The 17,890-nt window shown below is 52.8% G+C and carries 20 protein-coding genes; 9 read left to right on the forward strand and 11 right to left on the reverse strand.

The window, feature by feature from the left end; all coding sequences use genetic code 11:
* Positions 1 to 164: 164 nt before the first annotated feature.
* On the forward strand, positions 165 to 1,820 hold the full coding sequence (locus tag FH749_06570) for a hypothetical protein (protein ID MTI95138.1): 1,656 nt from the start codon (positions 165 to 167) through the stop codon (positions 1,818 to 1,820).
* A gap of 45 nt (positions 1,821 to 1,865) precedes the next feature.
* On the opposite strand, the gene FH749_06575 is transcribed toward FH749_06570, so the two are convergent.
* Complete coding sequence (locus FH749_06575; GenBank protein ID MTI95139.1) at positions 1,866 to 2,315, reverse strand: methylated-DNA--[protein]-cysteine S-methyltransferase; 450 nt, start codon at positions 2,313 to 2,315, stop codon at positions 1,866 to 1,868.
* Between the two features lie 421 nt (positions 2,316 to 2,736).
* On the opposite strand from FH749_06575, the gene FH749_06580 reads away from it, so the two are divergent.
* The 6 genes from FH749_06580 to FH749_06605 all read left to right on the forward strand — a co-directional run bounded on the left by FH749_06580 (position 2,737) and on the right by FH749_06605 (position 8,329).
* Complete coding sequence (locus FH749_06580) at positions 2,737 to 3,702, forward strand: ABC transporter permease (protein MTI95140.1); 966 nt, start codon at positions 2,737 to 2,739, stop codon at positions 3,700 to 3,702.
* A gap of 17 nt (positions 3,703 to 3,719) precedes the next feature.
* The gene (locus FH749_06585; GenBank protein MTI95141.1) at positions 3,720 to 4,634 is read left to right on the forward strand and encodes an ABC transporter permease; all 915 of its coding nucleotides are present in this window, start codon (positions 3,720 to 3,722) and stop codon (positions 4,632 to 4,634) included.
* A gap of 14 nt (positions 4,635 to 4,648) precedes the next feature.
* The gene (locus FH749_06590) at positions 4,649 to 5,647 is read left to right on the forward strand and encodes an ABC transporter ATP-binding protein (protein MTI95142.1); all 999 of its coding nucleotides are present in this window, start codon (positions 4,649 to 4,651) and stop codon (positions 5,645 to 5,647) included.
* Positions 5,647 to 6,630 (forward strand): dipeptide ABC transporter ATP-binding protein, encoded by a 984-nt coding sequence (locus FH749_06595; protein MTI95143.1) that lies wholly within the window; start codon positions 5,647 to 5,649, stop codon positions 6,628 to 6,630. The genes FH749_06590 and FH749_06595 overlap by 1 nt, the downstream gene beginning before the upstream one ends.
* A 384-nt stretch (positions 6,631 to 7,014) precedes the next feature.
* Entirely contained in the window at positions 7,015 to 7,734 is a 720-nt protein-coding gene (locus FH749_06600; protein ID MTI95144.1) for an rRNA pseudouridine synthase, read from the forward strand.
* 4 nt (positions 7,735 to 7,738) lie between these two features.
* The gene (locus FH749_06605) at positions 7,739 to 8,329 is read left to right on the forward strand and encodes a class I SAM-dependent methyltransferase (GenBank protein ID MTI95145.1); all 591 of its coding nucleotides are present in this window, start codon (positions 7,739 to 7,741) and stop codon (positions 8,327 to 8,329) included.
* 115 nt (positions 8,330 to 8,444) lie between these two features.
* Here the strand turns inward: FH749_06605 and FH749_06610 are convergent, their stop codons facing one another.
* The 5 genes from FH749_06610 to FH749_06630 form a co-directional block, all read right to left on the reverse strand.
* Positions 8,445 to 9,197 (reverse strand): ABC transporter permease, encoded by a 753-nt coding sequence (locus FH749_06610; GenBank protein ID MTI95146.1) that lies wholly within the window; start codon positions 9,195 to 9,197, stop codon positions 8,445 to 8,447.
* Positions 9,198 to 9,200: 3 nt separating this feature from the next.
* On the reverse strand, positions 9,201 to 9,686 hold the full coding sequence (locus FH749_06615; GenBank protein MTI95147.1) for an ABC transporter ATP-binding protein: 486 nt from the start codon (positions 9,684 to 9,686) through the stop codon (positions 9,201 to 9,203).
* A gap of 151 nt (positions 9,687 to 9,837) precedes the next feature.
* Positions 9,838 to 10,077: an ATP-binding cassette domain-containing protein gene (locus FH749_06620; protein MTI95148.1), complete on the reverse strand. Its 240-nt coding sequence runs from the start codon at positions 10,075 to 10,077 to the stop codon at positions 9,838 to 9,840.
* Positions 10,078 to 10,102: 25 nt separating this feature from the next.
* Positions 10,103 to 11,269 (reverse strand): RDD family protein, encoded by a 1,167-nt coding sequence (locus FH749_06625; GenBank protein MTI95149.1) that lies wholly within the window; start codon positions 11,267 to 11,269, stop codon positions 10,103 to 10,105.
* Positions 11,218 to 11,556, reverse strand: coding sequence for a PadR family transcriptional regulator (locus FH749_06630; protein MTI95150.1), 339 nt, complete (start codon positions 11,554 to 11,556; stop codon positions 11,218 to 11,220). The genes FH749_06625 and FH749_06630 overlap by 52 nt, the downstream gene beginning before the upstream one ends.
* Positions 11,557 to 11,729: 173 nt before the next feature.
* Between FH749_06630 and FH749_06635 the strand changes: the two genes are divergently transcribed.
* Positions 11,730 to 11,960, forward strand: coding sequence for a thioredoxin family protein (locus FH749_06635; protein ID MTI95151.1), 231 nt, complete (start codon positions 11,730 to 11,732; stop codon positions 11,958 to 11,960).
* 44 nt (positions 11,961 to 12,004) lie between these two features.
* Here FH749_06635 and FH749_06640 read toward each other — a convergent pair whose 3' ends face one another.
* The 3 genes from FH749_06640 to FH749_06650 all read right to left on the reverse strand — a co-directional run bounded on the left by FH749_06640 (position 12,005) and on the right by FH749_06650 (position 15,402).
* Complete coding sequence (locus FH749_06640) at positions 12,005 to 13,213, reverse strand: stage II sporulation protein P (protein MTI95152.1); 1,209 nt, start codon at positions 13,211 to 13,213, stop codon at positions 12,005 to 12,007.
* Positions 13,194 to 13,892, reverse strand: a complete 699-nt coding sequence (locus tag FH749_06645; GenBank protein MTI95153.1) for a DUF1614 domain-containing protein — start codon at positions 13,890 to 13,892, stop codon at positions 13,194 to 13,196. Before FH749_06645 ends, FH749_06640 begins: the two co-directional genes overlap by 20 nt.
* Positions 13,893 to 13,980: 88 nt before the next feature.
* Positions 13,981 to 15,402: a hypothetical protein gene (locus tag FH749_06650; GenBank protein MTI95154.1), complete on the reverse strand. Its 1,422-nt coding sequence runs from the start codon at positions 15,400 to 15,402 to the stop codon at positions 13,981 to 13,983.
* Between the two features lie 234 nt (positions 15,403 to 15,636).
* Here FH749_06650 and FH749_06655 point away from each other — a divergent pair, with 234 nt between their 5' ends.
* Entirely contained in the window at positions 15,637 to 16,458 is an 822-nt protein-coding gene (locus FH749_06655) for an NERD domain-containing protein (GenBank protein ID MTI95155.1), read from the forward strand.
* Between the two features lie 106 nt (positions 16,459 to 16,564).
* Here FH749_06655 and FH749_06660 read toward each other — a convergent pair whose 3' ends face one another.
* Together FH749_06660 and FH749_06665 are read right to left on the reverse strand one after the other, a co-directional pair.
* Entirely contained in the window at positions 16,565 to 17,110 is a 546-nt protein-coding gene (locus tag FH749_06660; protein ID MTI95156.1) for a hypothetical protein, read from the reverse strand.
* 88 nt (positions 17,111 to 17,198) lie between these two features.
* Positions 17,199 to 17,753, reverse strand: a complete 555-nt coding sequence (locus FH749_06665; protein ID MTI95157.1) for a nitroreductase family protein — start codon at positions 17,751 to 17,753, stop codon at positions 17,199 to 17,201.
* Between the last annotated feature and the right edge of the window lie 137 nt (positions 17,754 to 17,890).

The following is a 17,890-nucleotide window of genomic DNA, read 5'->3' on the forward strand; positions in this document are numbered from 1 at the left end:
CTTCTAATTGTATATCTATTCAATCGGTTTTAGCGCGGATAAGCCGCTCTAAAATATACATCACCATCAACATTTGTTTGATAATCATCTTCAAGGAGGTGTAGCCACAAGAATTACCCTGCTGTTATCTCAATTAGTTAGTCAAATTAAGAGGAGGTTTACGAGTGAAAAATCTTAAAGTCAAAGGTCTGGTTCTCGTCTTTGCAGCTCTGATGGTAGTTTCAGCATTAGCTGGCTGTGGTGGAGACACCCGCGAAGAAGGCGGCGGCCAGGTTGTATTCGCACTCTGGAGCGCAGCTGAAGGGGTATTCAACCCTAACCTTTACGGCTCCACCTACGATGCCGACAGCATGGACCCAATTTTTGAAGGTCTGCTGCGCACCAACCCCGACATGTCCCTGAAAGAAGGTCTGGCTTACGATTGGGACGTTTCTGAAGACGGCCTGACTTACACCTACCACCTGCGGGACGATGTAACTTTCCACGATGGCACCCCGGTAACCGGGCATGACTTTAAATTCACCATCGAGTGGATGTGCCATCCCGACTACACCGGTACCCGGTTCTCCTACTGGGCAAACGTTGTAGGCGCCCAGGAATACCGCGATGGCAATGCCGACGAAGTTGTTGGTATCCAGGTTATCGACGACTACGAAGTTGTCGTTGAAATGGCTGTCGTTGACGCTTCCGCTCATATTTCTGTCAGCACCTGGGGTATTTCTCCCAAGCACATCTTTGATGATGGCACCCCGGTTGGCGATTTGGAAAACCATCCGAACATCACTGAACCCATCGGTTTTGGCCCCTTCCAGTTTGGTCGCTGGGTTGAAGGTCAGTTTGTCGAGCTGGAAGCTTATGAAGACTACTATGCTGGCGCTCCCCTGCTGGACAAAATCATCGTAAAGACCGCTAACGCTGACGTTGCCCAGGCAGAATTGCTGCTTGGCAACACCGACCTCGCCTGGGTCCAGCCGATTCAGGAAGACTTGGATGCTTTTGAAGCAACCAAAGGCCAGCCCATCGAGCTGACCGTCGAGAAGTTCCCGCAAAACGGTTACCAGTACATGGTTATGAACATGCGGGAAGGTCGCATCTTTGAAGATAAGCTCGTCCGTCAAGCTACCACCTACGCAATCGACCGCGAAGCTATGGTAGACGGTCTGCTGGACGGAAACGGCATTGTTCAGGTAAGCCACATGTCCTCCGTTTCCTTCGCTTACGACCCGACTCTCGAAGCTTATCCGTATGATCCGGACAAAGCCGCTGAGCTTCTGGACGAAGCAGGTTGGGAACTGGGTAACGATGGCATCCGCTATAAGGATGGCCAGCCCCTCGAGTTCACCCTGCTCTTCCCCTCCGGCAACGTTACCCGTGAGCGTTCTGCTCCAATGATTCAGCAGAACCTGCAGGATGTTGGCTACAAAGTAAACCTGCAAATGCTCGAATTCAACGCCATGTTTGACATCCTCGAAGATGTCGAGAACCGTGACTTCGATGCCGCTCTCGGTGGCTGGGGCCTTGGCTCCGATCCCGATGGTTCCGGTATCTGGGGTCCGGACAAAGAAGAAATCTGGAACTTCGCCGGTCTTGACAGCGACGAAAACCGTCGTCTGCTGAGAGAAGGCGTCGCAACCTTCGACACAGACGAGCGCGCTGAAGTTTACAAAGAGTGGCAGCGTCTGCTGTATGAAGAAGCTCCGTATGTATGGCTCTATGCCAACGAAGACGTATACGTCTACAACTCCAAGCTGCAAGAGTTCAAGCCGAACCCCTTCAGCATCTGGTGGGACGTAGAACTCTGGCACTGGGCTGACGAGTAAAAATCAAAGAGCCGCTGACTTCAGTCGGCGGCTCTTTTTTATTTGTTATTTTTGTTCCAACTCAAGCAGGTAACGCTTAACATCCAGGCCGCCGCCAAAACCGGTCAGTCCCCCAACGCCAACCACCCGATGGCAGGGGATGATTAGGGCCAGGGGATTGGCGTTACAGGCGCCACCCACGGCCCTGCCTGCCCGGGGGTTGCCGATTCTGCGGGCAATTTCACCATAGGTCTTGGTCTCGCCCCAAGGTATTTGCAAGAGTTGCTGCCAAATCTGAACTTGAAACGGAGTGCCGTCATACTCCAATGGCAGAGAAAATTGTTTTCGTTCGCCAGCAAGATACTCCTGAATCTGTTTTTCTGCCGTCTCAAGCAGCTCAGAACTGCCTACAGACGGGTGGCTGGGTGAAAATTCCACGCCAGTGAGTGCATTAGCGCTGGCAGCTAGGCCCAGGGCGCCAATTTGGGTATTAATCACTCTGTAATACAACTGAATCCCCCCATTATCTTGTTCTACTGTCCTATAATACCATGGTTTTACATGCGAGAATTACGATTACGTTTATTTCGCCAATAAAATTTTACATGATAATTACAATTATAAAACAAACGCACCTGAGCGCGATTATACGAAGGAATTCCAACCTGTTCAGCCGTATATATGTAATAGAATTTGATTCATTTGAGTATTTACTTGTCCCAACAACTGTGCTATTTTATACAGAAGCGTTTTAACAATTTAGTCCTGTAAAATATCACTTGGCAAGCGCATGGATATTATTGCTTGTTCCTGTTCGAGGGAGGTGCTGCTATAATACAGTTATGAAAATAAGAATCATTCCTCGGTGTGCAGTCAGTTTGTCGATTTTTATCGGAATGATTCCCTTTCTTTTTTCATTCTATAAGGAGGTGTGTGTATGTATCAGTATATAATTCGTCGTATTCTACAATCAATTCCGACCCTGCTCGGAATCACAGTCTTTGTTTTTTTAATTATCAATGCTGCACCCGGTAACCCAATGTCCCACCTAGTTGACCCCAACATGACTGGAGAGGACCGGGCCAACCGTCTGGAGGCACTAGGTTACTATGATCCGCTTCCGGTCCGCTACGCCACCTGGATTACAGAAGCTGTTCAGGGCAATCTGGGTTACTCAACCCGTTATTCCCGTCCTGTAACCCAGCTTATCTCAACTCGGATAGTTCCGACTTTTTTGCTGACCTTTAGTTCTATGTTTATCAGTGTGTTGATTGCGGTGCCAATCGGGGTGTTCTCGTCCACCAGGCAGTATTCGAAGATGGATTATTTCCTAACTGTGCTGGCGATGGCGGGGATATCGATCCCAGTGTTCTTCTTAGCGATTCTCGGTTTACGATTATTCGCCTTCGACCTGGGATGGGTGCCGCTGGGCGGTATGGTCACCGCTGGTCGAGTTCATACCGGCTTCTTTGACTACGCCCTGGACGTGCTGCATCACCTGATTATGCCGCTGGCTGTTCTTTCTGCGGCTAATATCGCCACCTACATGCGCTATACCCGTTCCAGCATGTTGGAAGTTGTGCGACAAGACTATATTCGTACCGCCCGGGCCAAAGGTCTGAGCGAAAAGGTCGTTATTTATAAGCACGCGCTCCGGAACGCATTAATTCCTGTTGTCACTGTATTTGGACTCAGCCTGCCCTTCCTTTTCTCCGGCGCAGTTATCACCGAAACTGTGTTTACCTGGCCGGGCATGGGCATTTTGAATGTCGAAGCGGTCGGAACCCGTGACTACCCGTTGCTGATGGGCATCAACCTCTTCTTGGCGATATTAGTGCTCCTTGGCAACCTGCTGGCCGACATCATGTACGCGGTTGTTGACCCGCGCATTCGCTACAACTAGGTAAAGGAGGGATTTAGATGAGTGAATTGAAGACCACTAACGTTCAAACTGAAGCTAATGTTAAAGCAGATGATAAAATTGTCAGCCCCGGATTAGTTGTCTGGCGGCGCTTTAAGCGCAGTAAAATCGCCGTTGCCGGACTCTGTGTGCTGATTGCCATTACTATTGCAGTTATTCTGGCACCTGTCCTGTCTACCCACGACCCCAATGTATACAGAAACGTTGCTGAAGATAAGTACATGGGGCCATCCAGCAGCCACTGGCTGGGCACCGATGACATTGGCCGTGATGTTTACTCCCGCCTGCTCTATGGCGGCCGCGTCTCAATGTTTGTTGGTATTGTCGCAGTTTCAATACAGGTAACAATTGGTGTTATCCTTGGCTCCATCGCTGGCTATGCCGGCGGTATAGTGGACACGCTGATTATGCGGCTCACCGATATCGTTCTGTCCTTCCCGTTCCTGGCATTGGCGATTGCCGTTGCGGCGATTGTCGGTCCCAGTATGTGGACCACCGCTTTTGTTATCGGATTCCTCAGTTGGACGGGAACGTGCCGGATTGTCCGGGGGCAGTTCCTGCAAATTAAGAGCACTGAATATATTGAGGCCACTAAAGCCCTGGGTATCAGGCGGAGCAAAGTTGTCTGGCGGCACATGCTGCCCAACGCCATGGCACCGCTCTTGATCAACGCTTCCATGGCTATGGCCAACGCCATCCTTGTCGAAGCAGCCCTTTCCTACCTGGGACTCGGAGTTTCGCCGCCACAGCCCAGCTGGGGGAACATGCTGCAATCCGCAAGAAATATGACTGTTATCATCCGCTACCCACACCTGTGGTTGCCGCCGGGCATTGCAATCTTTATTACCGTGCTGAGCATCAACCTTGTGGGTGATGGCCTCCGGGATGCCCTTGATCCCCGGCTGAAGCTGTAGGAGGTGCATATAAATTGACTGAAAAAGGTAAACTGTTGGAAGTAAGCAATCTCAAAACTCAATTCAATACCGAAGACGGCCTAGTTAAAGCTGTTGACGGTGTAAGTTTCTCCGTCAAGCCCGGCGAAGTAATTGGCATCGTCGGCGAGTCGGGCTGCGGTAAAAGCATCACCGCCATGAGCGTGATGCGCCTGATTCCTAAAACCAACGGCGAAATCCTCAAGGATTCATCGATTAAGTTTGCTGGCCGGGAATTGACTACCCTGACCGAGCAAGAAATGCGCGGCATTCGTGGCAACGATATCGCGATGATTTTCCAGGAGCCCATGACATCACTAAACCCGGTTTATACGGTCGGTAATCAGATTGAAGAAGTTGTCAAGCTGCACCAAAAGCTGGACGATGATGCTGCCAGGGCCAAGAGTATCGAAATGATCAAGCTGGTCGGAATCCCCAATGCCGAGCGGATTGTCGACGCCTATCCCCACAGCCTGTCCGGCGGTATGCGGCAGCGGGTCATGATTGCTATGGCTCTCTCCTGTAACCCCAAGCTGCTGATTGCTGACGAGCCGACCACGGCTCTTGATGTTACAATCCAAGCTCAGATTCTTGAGTTGATGAAAGAACTGAAGGAAGAATTGGATTCAGCGATTATGCTCATTACCCACGACCTGGGTGTTGTCGCCGAGATGGCCCAGCACGTTGTCGTAATGTATTCGGGTAAAGTTGTGGAAGACGCTGATGTTGTCTCTTTGTTCAAAAAACCGCGGCATCCCTATACCATCGGCCTCTTGAATTCCAAGCCCAAGGTTGAAGAGGAACAGAAGGAGAAGCTTTATTCCGTTCCCGGCTCGGTGCCCAACCCATTGGACCTGCCCTCAGGATGTTACTTCCACCCCCGGTGTGAATTTGCCACCGACAAGTGCCGTGAAAAAATGCCGGAACTGGAAGAAGTGGCGCCCGGACACACTGTGCGCTGCTGGCATGCGGATAAGACTGGAGGTGGCAAGTAATGGCTAACGCTAAACAAGAACCGATGATTAGGGTTGAAAACCTCAAGAAATATTTCCCGATTACCGCCGGTATCTTTTCCCGGACGGTAGGTCATGTTAAAGCTGTTGACGATATAAGTTTTGAAATCATGCCCAAAGAGACCCTCGGTCTGGTGGGTGAGTCCGGCTGCGGTAAAACCACCACCGGGCGGACAGTGCTAAAACTCCTTGAACCAACCGAAGGTGATGTCTACTTCAAAGGCAAAAATGTCTTTGAAATGAACAACAAAGAGCTCAGGGACATTCGCAAGGAAGTCCAGATTATCTTCCAGGATCCCTTCGGCTCTCTGAATCCGCGGATGAAGGTCGGCGACGCCATCGGCGAAGCGCTGTTGGAGCATGGCATCACCAAGACCCCCAAGGAGACCATGGAGCGGGTCAAGCACATCATGGAAGTCTGCGGTCTCGCGCCTTTCCATTATCGTCGCTACCCCCACGAGTTCTCCGGCGGTCAGCGTCAGCGGATCGGTATCGCCCGGGCCCTGATTCTCAATCCCCAGTTCATTGTGGCCGACGAACCAATCTCTGCCCTTGACGTCTCCATCCAGGCCCAGATCATCAACCTGCTGGAAGACCTCCAGGAAGAGTTCGGCCTCACCTACTTGTTTATCTCCCACGACCTCTCAGTGGTCAAACACATTTGTGACCGGGTTGGCGTTATGTATGTAGGTAAAATGGTGGAGCTCGCGCCCAAGAAAGAACTCTATGATGAGCCGCTCCATCCCTACACCCAGGCCTTGCTCTCAGCGGTGCCAGTTATGGACCCGACAGTCACCAAAGAGCGGATTATCCTCAAGGGCGATGTTCCCAGCCCCTCCAATCCACCCAGCGGCTGCCGGTTCCACACCCGCTGCCCCTATAAAATGGACATCTGCGTCGAACAAGAACCGGAATTTCGGGAGGCACGGCCGGGCCACTTTGTCGCCTGCCATCTGATTAAATAGGAGCTGGTACCTCTGAAAGATCGGAATCAACCGCCGTACTATAACGGCCAGAATGATCGGGATGATGAAGAAATTCCCAAGTTCACCTGGCAAGATCGCCTGGCTTTCATCATTGCCCTGTACAAAATCATTCTACCCCAGTTGTTACTACTGGTCGGAATAACGATTTTGGCCCTTTGGATTCTACTGAGATTCTGGCTTCACTAAACAACAAGGAGCGTATCCGCGGATACGCTCCTTCTCTTTTGCCCATTCGGGTGCCCATTCGGGGACGGAGTTTGATTGCGCCATTAGAGCGATATCCGCCTGTACTTATGGAGATGATACTATTAAGCTGTTCCCTTCGTGGTATAATGAGGAAAATTATACTAAGGATTTGATCTAATGAAAAAAATGAGACTGGATAAACTTTTGGCCAATTCGGGCCACGGCAGCCGCAGCGAAGTCAAGACCTTGGTGAAAGCGGGACGGGTGACGGTGAATGGCGCCGCGGCCGCAGGGGCGAATATGGCTGTCCACCCCGAACAGGATCTCATCCAGGTGGACGGTCGGGAAGTGCATTACCAGAAATTCTATTATCTGATGCTGAATAAGCCTTCAGGGGTTGTCTCAGCCACCCGGGATAATCTGCATTCCACGGTTGTGGGTCTTGTTCCACCGGAATTTAGCCATCTTGATTTGTTTCCGGTTGGACGCCTGGACCGGGACACTGAAGGACTGTTGCTGCTGACCAATGACGGGAAACTGGCCCACCGTCTGTTGGCGCCGAAAAAACATGTACCCAAGACGTACTATGCCCGGATCAGCGGCCGGGTCGGTGCTGACGATGTTGCTGCCTTTGCCCGCGGTATTGAACTGGAAGACTTCACAACTTTGCCCGCTGAGCTGGAGATACTTGAGGCCGGCGACGAGTCCCGGGTCTATGTAACCATATACGAGGGCAAGTTTCATCAGGTCAAGCGAATGTTCGCCGCCCTAGGCAAGGAAGTGCGCTACCTGAAGCGCATAGCCATGGGCGGCCTGGCCTTAGACCCCGCCCTTGCACCCGGCAAACTGCGGGAATTAACTGCCGAAGAATTGGCCCTGCTTGCCGAATGGAGGTAAACAAATGAATGACCACTACTTCAGCACCGATCCCAAAGCCGCCCACCAGACGGCGATTATCGATTACTCGTTGAAGGGTGTAAACTTCCGCTTCCGCACCGACAGCGGCGTTTTCTCCCGGGAAAAAGTCGACTACGGCAGCAATCTGCTGCTGAAAACTTTACCCAATCTGCAGGGGGAAGTTCTGGACATGGGATGTGGATATGGAGTAATCGGCGTCAGCCTGGCGCGGCTGAACCGGGACTGTCGGGTGACAATGGCAGATGTGAACCGGCGGGCCCTGGCCCTGGCTTTGGAGAACGCCCGGGATAACGACGCTCTAAACGCCCAGGTCATCCACAGCGACGGATTTTCGGAAATTGAAGGTTTATTTGCGACAATTGTCAGCAATCCGCCGATTCGGGCCGGCAAAAAGATAATTTACCAGATGTTCGAGGACAGTCATAATTTCCTGGAAGAAGGTGGCCACTTATGGCTGGTTATCCAGCGCAAGCAGGGTGCGCCTTCGGCTGTGCGCAAACTGGAATCGGTATATGGCAATTGCACAGTTGTGGATAAAAGCGGCGGCTATTGGATTATTAGAAGTCAAAAATGAGGGGTTTTAGCACCCCTCATTTTAATTTAGAGCATAATTTGCTTGCGCCGGAAGGAAATCAGGGTCAGGGCAATTCCCCCGACCAAAAACACAGCTATCACAAGCAACGGTGTCGTCAGTTCGCCAGGGGAACTGAACTTGACAGCAAACGGTCGGCAATCATGAAATGCTCGGCCTGAAGAAAGTAGCGAACCTGTTCAAGGCCGACCTGTCCCAAAATGACCAGGCCAACCAGGTATCCGAGAGCGGCCATAATCACCCCGGCAGTGCTGTTGAACAAGGTGGCAAAGAAGGAAATCAGAACCACAAAGGCCATCAACGGCACAGAAGTTAGAAAAATGAAGCCTGTAGACCAGAGCAAGACGCTGCCGGCAGAAGCAAACTCCAACTGCCCGGTGACAGTTTGCAGGGCCAGCGGACTGGCAGTATCAAAGAAAAGGTACCCAGCCAGGAGCGCAAAGACGCTGGCGGTGAACAACAACAGCAAGAGATTCAGATACCCGGCAACCAGCTTGGTGGCAACGATTCGAGTTCGCCCCAGGGGCCGCACCAACAAGGTTTTTAATGTGCCGGCGGAATATTCACCGGCGAACATTTCCGCGACCGCCAGCACCGCAAACAAGGGAATGAACAAACCGATTATCCCGCCCAAAAACAGCACCGGAAAGAGCAGGGGGTGAATGGCAGTGGTATCAAAATCCGCCTCCATTTCAACGCCTTCCACCATTGTGAACTCACTGAACGCATATGCCAGGAAGAGGGCTAGGGCAGCCAGAATTACCACGGCGATACAGGTTTTCTTTTGATGGGCAAGCTTGATCAATTCCCACTTAATTAATTTAAGCACTATGTTCACCTTCCTCGCCAGCGGTTATTTCCATAAAGAATGTCTCCAGACTCGGGGAACCTGGGAAATTCCTTTGACCAATACATCATTCTGCACCAATAATTTGTTGATGTCTGCCGCCCGGTCCTCCCCGGTCTGCACATTGAGAACGTCACCCGCGAGTTCCACATTTTGAATCCAGGACTGACCGACCAAAAGCGCGCGGGCAGTCTCAGGGTCATTGACAATGACTCGCAGTTGGGCGCCCTCGCTGCGCAGCAGGTCGCGGACATAACCTTCTCCAACCACCCGACCGCGCCTGAGAACGCTGACCCGGTTACAAATCAGCTCTACTTCGTGGAGCAAATGACTGGACACAAAGAAGGTAATTTTATGCTCAGTGGACAAGCGTTTAATCAGCTCCCTAATCTCCACTGTACCGTGGGGATCAAGGCCATTAGTCGGTTCGTCCAGAATAACTAAAGCCGGGTCTCCCAGCAACGCCTGGGCGATGCCCAGCCGTTGTTTCATAGGGAATACTTGCTCACTTTGTCATCAGCACGTTCCGCCAGCCCAACCAAAGCCAAGAGCTCATCGGCCCGCTTTCGCGCCACCCCTTGGATATCCGCAAATAGGTAAAGATTTTTGCGACCGGACATGTATTGATAGAGCCCGGGATTTTCTACAACTGAGCGACATTGGCTAGGGCACGACTCGATTCTCGGGCAACGTTATGGCCGCAAATTTCCACCTGCCCGGCATCGGTGCTGATCAAACCTAGTATCGCGCGGATTGTTGTTGTCTTGCCGCTGCCATTGGGGCCAAGAAACCCATAGACATCACCCTGATTAACTTCAAAAGACACCTGGTCTACGGCTCGTAGCTTGCCATAGGTCTTAACAAGACCGGAGACCTTTAACACAGATTTCACCATTTTACTGCCTCCATTAATTCATTTCCGCCAACTGCTCACCAATTGAGCGTACCAACTGGCGGAACTCTGATGGGGAAAACATTTCCCTGTTGGTTTGAACATAAACGGCCCAGTCGCCATCATACCAACCGAATTTATGATGACTATTGGTCCTGTACTGGTTGAGGCCACGGTCGACGAGATTTATTGCCCGGGACATCATGCGCAGAGAATCGCCGCTGGTCCACATCGCCAACATTGTACGGGGGCTGGGACCGCGATAGATACTGATATGAACAGCCCTGCCGGGACCGGCCCACTGACCGGACAGCGCTTCACCATCGCTGAGTGCATTCGAATCCAGTTCGCCGCGCTGCAAGCCATATTCCGTCAAATCCAGATTCATAGCCTGTTGGACGCTGACATTGTCGCCCGGCACCGGCGGCACGCTGCCGCTAAACCAATCAAACATCCCCAGCCCAACAGCCGCGCCCAGAGAACCCACCGTCACCAGCAGCACCGTAATCACAGCGATCATCCACGGTCGTGGTTTAGTTGGATTTTCCACAACCAAGGTTTTGGCAACCCGGTCAAAGGCGCGCTGACGGCCAGCAAGAAACAGGGCAAAAATCGCGTCAATTAACAGCAGGTTAAACCAGAATGGAATCCGGCGCAGAAAACTTTCGGCAAATCCACATGGCCGTCCATCCTCCCGGGTCACCAGCAGCCCGGTGAAAAACTTACCGGCTGTGCGGCCAAACATTCCTTCGGTAAGAGGGAAGTAGAGAACAATGATTCCTATAATTGTCATTATGCCGAGGACCAACACCAGTGTGCTTTGCCAGGCAACGGCGTGAACCAACAGCCAGAGCACCGCCAGAATCGGCAAAAGCATCACCAAAATGTCAAGGGCGAAGGCCAGAATCCGGCGCAAGTGCCCAGCGGGCTTCAGGGGAAGATCGGCCGCAAACTCTCGGGCCAGTTCCGCTGGCACAGGCAGCGCCCCCAAAACCTTTGCTGCGCCCTGCTCCGCAATCTTGGCCTCATAATCGCCGCGCAATTGTTGAATAATGTCCTGCCGCCGCTCTGCAGGCAGCAAACGCAGTTCCCGTTCCAAATCCCGCAAATACATTTCCAAGCTACGATACATCAAGAGCCACCTCCAAGCAATTTTTCCATTGCCACCACTAAGGCCTGCCATTGGCCCTTTTGGGCAGCTAAATTTTCTTTGCCGAGTTCAGTTACACAATAATACTTCCGGGGCACACCCCGCCCCTGGGTCTCCCAGCGAGCCTCAATCAGGCCGGCGTCCTCTAAGCGATAAAGCACTGGATAGAGACTACCCTCGGCCAATGTCAGCAGACCGTCGCTGCGCTCAGCAATGGCGCTCACCAATTGATAGCCGTATTGTTGCCGCTCACTGAGCAAGCTCAGCAATACCATCTCCAAAGTGCCCCGCTTCAGTTCGCGGATAATCTTGTCATCCAATCGCGCCCCTCCATTCACATCAATACTTTGTGTAAACAAGTATATGCGATAAACAAACACATTGCAACTAATGTTATTTTTTTGTAACAAACCGTGATGACTAATTGTAATCTTGACCTCGCTCACAACTGTGGTCTATACTAAAGGCAAATGATAGAAGCGGAGGGGATAAAGTGATTGCGAAAGTTTTAGGCGGCGGGTGCAGGAATTGTCATGTGCTGGCGGAACGAGTTGAGCAGGCAGCCAAAGAATTGGGTCTTGAAGTTACAATTGAGAAGGTTACTGATATCAAAGATATCATGGAATACGATATAATGATGACCCCGGGATTGGTCCTGGATGAGAAGGTCGTGCTTTCGGGCAAAGTTCCGTCGGTGGCGGAGCTAAAAGAACTTCTGCAATAGCAAAAAGCCGGTTTGGATAAACCCAACCGGCTTTTAATGTGGACTTAATTCAGGTCGTCCGGGTCATCGTCATTACCCCTGTTATCGACCCGGGTCTTAAACAAATCGCCGAATTCGCCCTTGGCAAAGCCCTGAAGCTTGCGTTTCATCTCGGGCCAGCTGCCGGCGCTGACATACAGGAAAATCCCGCCACCGACAATGACAATGGCCAGCAACCAAAGGATGGTGGTAAACGCATTGCGCCCACCGCCATCAGCGGCCTGGGCCGCCGCGCCCTCACCATACAAATATGTGGAGAGAACATCGGCAAACAGCACAACCGACTCCTGGGCAGCCTCACGGTCGTTCTCGTGGGTTCCCACCTCTATGAGGATCGAATTGGGAGTCATGTCCTGGTTGTAATTGCCCTGGGCCGAGAAAATACCCTTGACCAGACCGGGGTATTTTTCATCGGCCAGCGCCTTCAGGTCCTCGGCAAATTGCTGAATCACACCCTGGTTTTGGTTCTGACGCCCAACCACAAGCTGGATTTGCACCATTTCGCCCTGGCCTTCCACTTCCCCCAGATACTCTTCGGCGGGAATCGCATCCCGGTGCACATCGATGGTGGCATCCACTCCCTCCTGGAGCAGCTCCTGCACCGTGTCCCGGGACCGCTTATAGGCGCCGGCATCGTGGGGCACATGGGTCTCGGTGGATTGGGCCACCTCCACCCCCTGATCCTCCAAGGCCTGGGCCAAACTTTCGGCCACGGTGATGATGCCTCCCCCATCGGGATCGCTCTCCACCCCGTCATTGGGAACATAGGCCTCGGCACCATGGGTATTGTAGACTGCTACCCGCCGGTTAACCTCTCCGTCCTGTTGCACAGGTTGGGCGCTGGGCCAGAGGCCGGTCAGGAAGGACTGAATACGGCTAATTAGTGAACCTCGTTCCTCCCGGTCTTGCACCGCGGCAGCATAGGCCGTATCTCCTTCCACCTGGTAGACCTCGAACTTGCGGTTATCAATACCAATCCAAGTGTCCCCTTCATGGACAATCCGGGCGGTACGCATAATCACATTGCCCTCTTGATCGACCAAAGTGTAGAAGGAGCCGTCATCCCGTTCCGTCAAGTTCAGCTCACAAAAAAACTCTTCTATTGCCGACTGCTCTTCGGCGATAACAGCTCCCGGTAAAGCCAAAGCGACAACCATCAACAAGAGCAGCACTTGCCTCATTTTGGACGCCCCTTTACTTCTCATCGTCGTCATCCTTCTCACGGCGCAGCGGCACGACCTTGGGCCCGCTGAGCCCCTTTTTGAGATTGCGGGGCCGGTTTTTGCTGGGTCCGCCCTGAAGCCGTTCCTGGGTCTCGCCAAATATTTCCGCCAGGGCCACTGCCAGAACGCCGACGATTACCACGCCGTCAAACAAACCGGCGCCGCCAATGGTGACCGAGCTCTCGCCACCGATATACGCCACTTCAATCCGGGATACAACATCAAACAGTATCATCGAACCGACACCGGCAATAAAGGCGCTGCGTCGACTGCGTCCGGCCAGATAACCGGCAGCAGCAGCAATCACAGCCCACAAGTACATGGGATCCACAGGTAACACTTCAAAGGGGTGGGCGGGCAATAATTTGTTAGCGCCGTATATCGCGGCCGTGGCGACCAATGTCGCGATAATCGCGCGATTACGCTCGCCGGCAGTGCCAGCCCGGACCAGCAAATAGCCGACCAAAACCGCAGGCACAACAGCGCCGCCGATATTCACGGCCACATTGGCGGTTATTGGTATCTCCGGCAACATATTGCCCACTGCCATAGCGGCAATAAAGAGCAGCGCTTCCCGGTCGGTCAGGCGCAACCGGTCCAATACCCGCTGGGCCACCCCGATGTAAATCAGGATTGCAACAACAATCAGGGTTGAAATTCCCACAAACATGTCTGCGCTCCTTTACAATTTTGTTTGAGACGTACTTAAATTACCCAAAATGCGGGAAAATCAAACCCTGTGCACAAAAAAAGAGCCGCTACTGCGGCTCATACTCATCATAAATTTTCAACGCTTTTTTATCGGCTTTGCCCTGGTCAACCAATTGCCTGATTCCAGTCCTGGCCAGGGCGACATAATCGGGATTAAGCAAATTATGTGCTTCCAAACGGGCGGCGAACTCGCCAAAAATTTGCTTCTCCAATTTGCCGGCCAGGGTTTCACCAAGCTTTGTCGCCGGCTTGAAGGGTAGATTCACGCCACCAACCAAGCCCCGGAGCTTGCCGGCCAGTCCCGGTTCCGTCAACACCTGGGGCGCAAACACCTGCCAACGGTTGCCGGGGTAGCGGACCGCGCAAAATTCGACCAATAATTCGCTGGCGCAGCGCTCCTGGGCAAGTTCCACCGCCAGGGCCGAGACCACGTCAGGCTGGGCGGCCAATAATTCCAGCCGCTTCTCGACACCATTTTTCAGACCGGCCACAGTGGTATCCAGGCGCTTGCTCCGCTGCTCCAAGGCCGCAAGGCGCTTATCCCGCTCCGCCTTGAATTTTTCCAGCCGCTCCTGTTGTTGCTTGCGGAACTGCTCCAGATTTTGCTCCAAGTCTTTGGCCGCCTGTTTTTGGTTACGGTCTAACTCGGCAATTTTTTGTTCGGTGCTTTTTATTTGGTCACGCCAATAGTCATCGCCGTTGTCCTTAAATCCCTGTTGAAAGCGCTCCAGTTCGCTGCTCAACAACTGTCGCTTGTCTGCGAACTCGTCTTTGCTCTTGGCCAAGGCAGCCTCGATTTCCTGGGCCTTGGTGGCAATGGCAGCATCCACCTCCACCTTCAGGTCCTCCAACGCCTTGCTGCTTCCATCCCGGGTCTCCTGGGCCGCCTGCTCAATCTGGCTGGTCAGCTGGTCCCGGCGGGCATAAATCGCCGCCAGCGCCTGCTGCCAGGCCGCAGCCGACTCCGCATAGCGCTCCAATTCTTGCCGCAACTGACTGACGACCTCGTCGGCATCCACCGGCTGCTCCAGTTCGGCGCCAGGCACATCCGACTCAACCTCCTTGAACAAGGGCAGAATTTGATCTACCGGCATCACCAGCCCGGCGATTTCCAAGCTGCGAGTGTTTATATCCACCGCCTTTTTCGTCAGTTGCTGACATAGGCTGTGAAACCCCTCTTCACTGAGATCATCACTTAATTCCAGATCCGGTTGCGCCGCAGTGAGGCCGAAACGGACAGTGCCGGCCAGTAAGCCCTGGGGGTCCACCACCAAAGAACGGCAGCCCTGTTCGGTATGGTACCAGCTCACGGTGCGCAGGGGCACAGAAAACCGGGACACAACTTCAATCTCCTCGTATTGGCGCCGCCCCGGCAATCCCTTACCCTTGCGGTTGACCAGTGCCTGGCCCAGAATCGCCGCGGCCTCGGCCTCCCGCGCCGAGGGCAACATGTCTAATAAATATGCCATATTAAAAACCTCCTTCCCCTATTATTTTCGGTGTTCAAGAATAAATTTCCTGCTTTAACTATTATTCAACAAACTCTGCCAATATACCGCACCAACGGAGGACCAACGGAGGACGGTTCTCGATTGGCGTTCTCGGAATCTCCAGGATAAGGCGCCAATCGAGAACCGTCCTGAATTGGCGTTGGCAGGAAAAGGGGGCTGCGACGGGGAATTTGTTAGCAGGAGGTGTCCGCCATGGCAAAAGTGCTCCGGTCCCATCGATATTCCGGCCTGCGGGGACTAATCTTTAAGCTTACACCACCGGTTCTTAAGTTGAGCCGCTTATTATTGGCAGCAGCAGCTTTATTAGTGTTTTTCTCCTGGCAGCGACAAGTGTCGGTCCTACTCTACCTTGCGGTCTGGGCTTTTTTCGGCACCCTGGGCTGGAGTTATTATACCCGTAAGCTGCTGATACAGCATCAAATTACTGCTGCCGGCCACGGGTTGGAGGGCACGGTGGCGAAAAAATTGTCCGGCCTGCCCGGGGAGTGGCTGGTTGTCAACGACCTGGCCCTAAAAACCCGGGGACCGGTAATTCAGATTGATCACCTGGTGCTCACGCCCGCTGCGGCCTGGGTGCTGGAGACCAAAGCCCAGAAGGGTGAGATTATCCGCTCGGGCAAAACGGGCGCCTGGCTGGTCCGCAAACACGGCGAAGTAAAAGAAATGACCAATCCTCTGGCCCAGAACCGCACGCAAGTCCAGGCTGTCACAGAGTTGTTGGCCCGGGAGAAGTTTAATTTACCTTGTTATGGGCTGGTGGTGTTGGACAATGATTCGTTTGCCAGTTCCCGAGTGATACCGCCAAAAGAAATAAACAGGGTGCTGGCGGAGAAAACCCAACGTCTGCCAACGCGTCTGAACACGAAACAACTACATAAACTGACACGCCTGGTGCTTGACCGGCAAAGTCAGCGCCGACCGCAATGGCGGCGACGCCAGTGGCCGGGCCTGGTATTTGTGGCGTCGGTTCTGCTGCCGTTTGTGCTCTGGCTGCTCTTTTGGCTGGTACAGTAAAACACCGGGGAAAAATCCCGGTGTTTTACTTGCAGACATATTTCATCAGAACCCTGCTTCTTCGTCAACAATTAGTACCCGCATCCTCAGGGGGTCTACCTGTCCTTCAATAACCAATAGATTGTTGCACACCCGGTGGGGATGCCGACATCGATGCAAATATTTGTTTCTGCGCAGGGCGGGTTAAAGCCTGCCCGGCGTGCGTTTTGAGGCGCCGCCTGAAACCTGGCCCGCTCCACGGCTGCCTCGAAACTTTCGGTAATCTTTTGACGCCAACAACTATAATTACATAATCAGGGCCAAAGGTCAGGGCCGCGGCCCTATTCCCGCTGTGGTCAATATTGACAATCCTGCCGTCCAGGGCAATGGCGTTACTGCCACTGATATACCACTGGGCCAGGAGCGCCTGCTTTTTTAGTGATTTACTCTCTTCCCGAGAGCTAGCCAGGGTTTTGTCATAAACAGTATAGCCCTTTTGCAGCAAGGTGTCGGTGAGGTTCATCGCTTTTATGGTCTGGGAGTTGCCAATACCGACGCTGACATTATCCGGCAACATCGATAGTATCTCCGCCTTTGCCTCCGACAGGCCGGGGAGAAATTGCGCGTGAATGTTACGTGCGGCAAGGTTAGCAATTAGCTGTTTTGTCTCCATCGGAATCTCCTCTCAGGCTATATGTGGGCAATATGTCCCTTGATCTGCCCAAAGCAATCCGCTCTACATCGAATAACCGCCGGAGATATTAATCCGTGGGACAGCTGGGATTGGCGCCGCCATATTGCTGATAGTGGACTTTGGCTTCGGTATAGCGAGTTTGGGCCTTTTTCTCTTCAGCCGGATATCCCAAAGCGGCAAGGCCCAGAGGGAAGATGTTTTCCGGCAGCTTGAGTTGGCGGCGAATGTCTTCTTCCCGGTCCAACACTGGGTGCACACCCAGCCAGACGCCGCCCAAATCCAGGTTGGCGGCTGCGATGAGCATGTTCTCCATGGCCGCCGAACAATCTTGAACCCAGTAGCGGTCACCGGTTTGGTTGCTAAGGCTGACGGCGGGCTCTCCGCAGACAGCAATACACAGTGTCGCTTCTTTGAGCATTTTCGCATACGGATGCACTTCCGCCAAATTGTCTAGGCGTTCCCGTTCGGTTATAACGACAAAATGCCAGGGCTGGCGGTTGGCAGCCGATGGCGCCGCCATTGCCGCTTCCAGCAAGGCGGTGACCTTGTCTTGCTCCACCGGTTTGTCGTGGAATCTGCGAATGCTGCGTCTCCGGAAGATAAAGTCTAATCTGTTATCCATACAAACGCCTCCTCGTATAATATGTTTAGAAAGCATATTTCTCTAAATTCCCAGTAATTTTCTTCCACTTTCCCCCTTGCTTTCCGAGGGGGAAATCTTATTAAGGGGTTGGATTTTTCGGGATGTTCCCAGACAAT

Source organism: Bacillota bacterium, from assembly GCA_009711825.1.
Taxonomy (GTDB): domain Bacteria; phylum Bacillota; class Proteinivoracia; order UBA4975; family VEMY01; genus VEMY01.

Bases quoted from the DNA above. Each gene is read 5' to 3' on its own strand.
- FH749_06580 (MTI95140.1), top strand. From the start codon at position 2,737: ATGTATCAGTATATAATTCGTCGTATTCTACAATCAATTCCGACCCTG.
- FH749_06585 (MTI95141.1), top strand. From the start codon at position 3,720: ATGAGTGAATTGAAGACCACTAACGTTCAAACTGAAGCTAATGTTAAA.
- FH749_06595 (MTI95143.1), top strand. From the start codon at position 5,647: ATGGCTAACGCTAAACAAGAACCGATGATTAGGGTTGAAAACCTCAAG.
- FH749_06600 (MTI95144.1), top strand. From the start codon at position 7,015: ATGAAAAAAATGAGACTGGATAAACTTTTGGCCAATTCGGGCCACGGC.
- FH749_06605 (MTI95145.1), top strand. From the start codon at position 7,739: ATGAATGACCACTACTTCAGCACCGATCCCAAAGCCGCCCACCAGACG.
- FH749_06615 (MTI95147.1), bottom strand. From the start codon at position 9,686: ATGAAACAACGGCTGGGCATCGCCCAGGCGTTGCTGGGAGACCCGGCT.
- FH749_06625 (MTI95149.1), bottom strand. From the start codon at position 11,269: ATGGCAGGCCTTAGTGGTGGCAATGGAAAAATTGCTTGGAGGTGGCTC.
- FH749_06640 (MTI95152.1), bottom strand. From the start codon at position 13,213: ATGACGACGATGAGAAGTAAAGGGGCGTCCAAAATGAGGCAAGTGCTG.
- FH749_06645 (MTI95153.1), bottom strand. From the start codon at position 13,892: ATGTTTGTGGGAATTTCAACCCTGATTGTTGTTGCAATCCTGATTTAC.
- FH749_06650 (MTI95154.1), bottom strand. From the start codon at position 15,402: ATGGCATATTTATTAGACATGTTGCCCTCGGCGCGGGAGGCCGAGGCC.
- FH749_06655 (MTI95155.1), top strand. From the start codon at position 15,637: ATGGCAAAAGTGCTCCGGTCCCATCGATATTCCGGCCTGCGGGGACTA.
- FH749_06660 (MTI95156.1), bottom strand. From the start codon at position 17,110: ATGGAGACAAAACAGCTAATTGCTAACCTTGCCGCACGTAACATTCAC.
- FH749_06665 (MTI95157.1), bottom strand. From the start codon at position 17,753: ATGGATAACAGATTAGACTTTATCTTCCGGAGACGCAGCATTCGCAGA.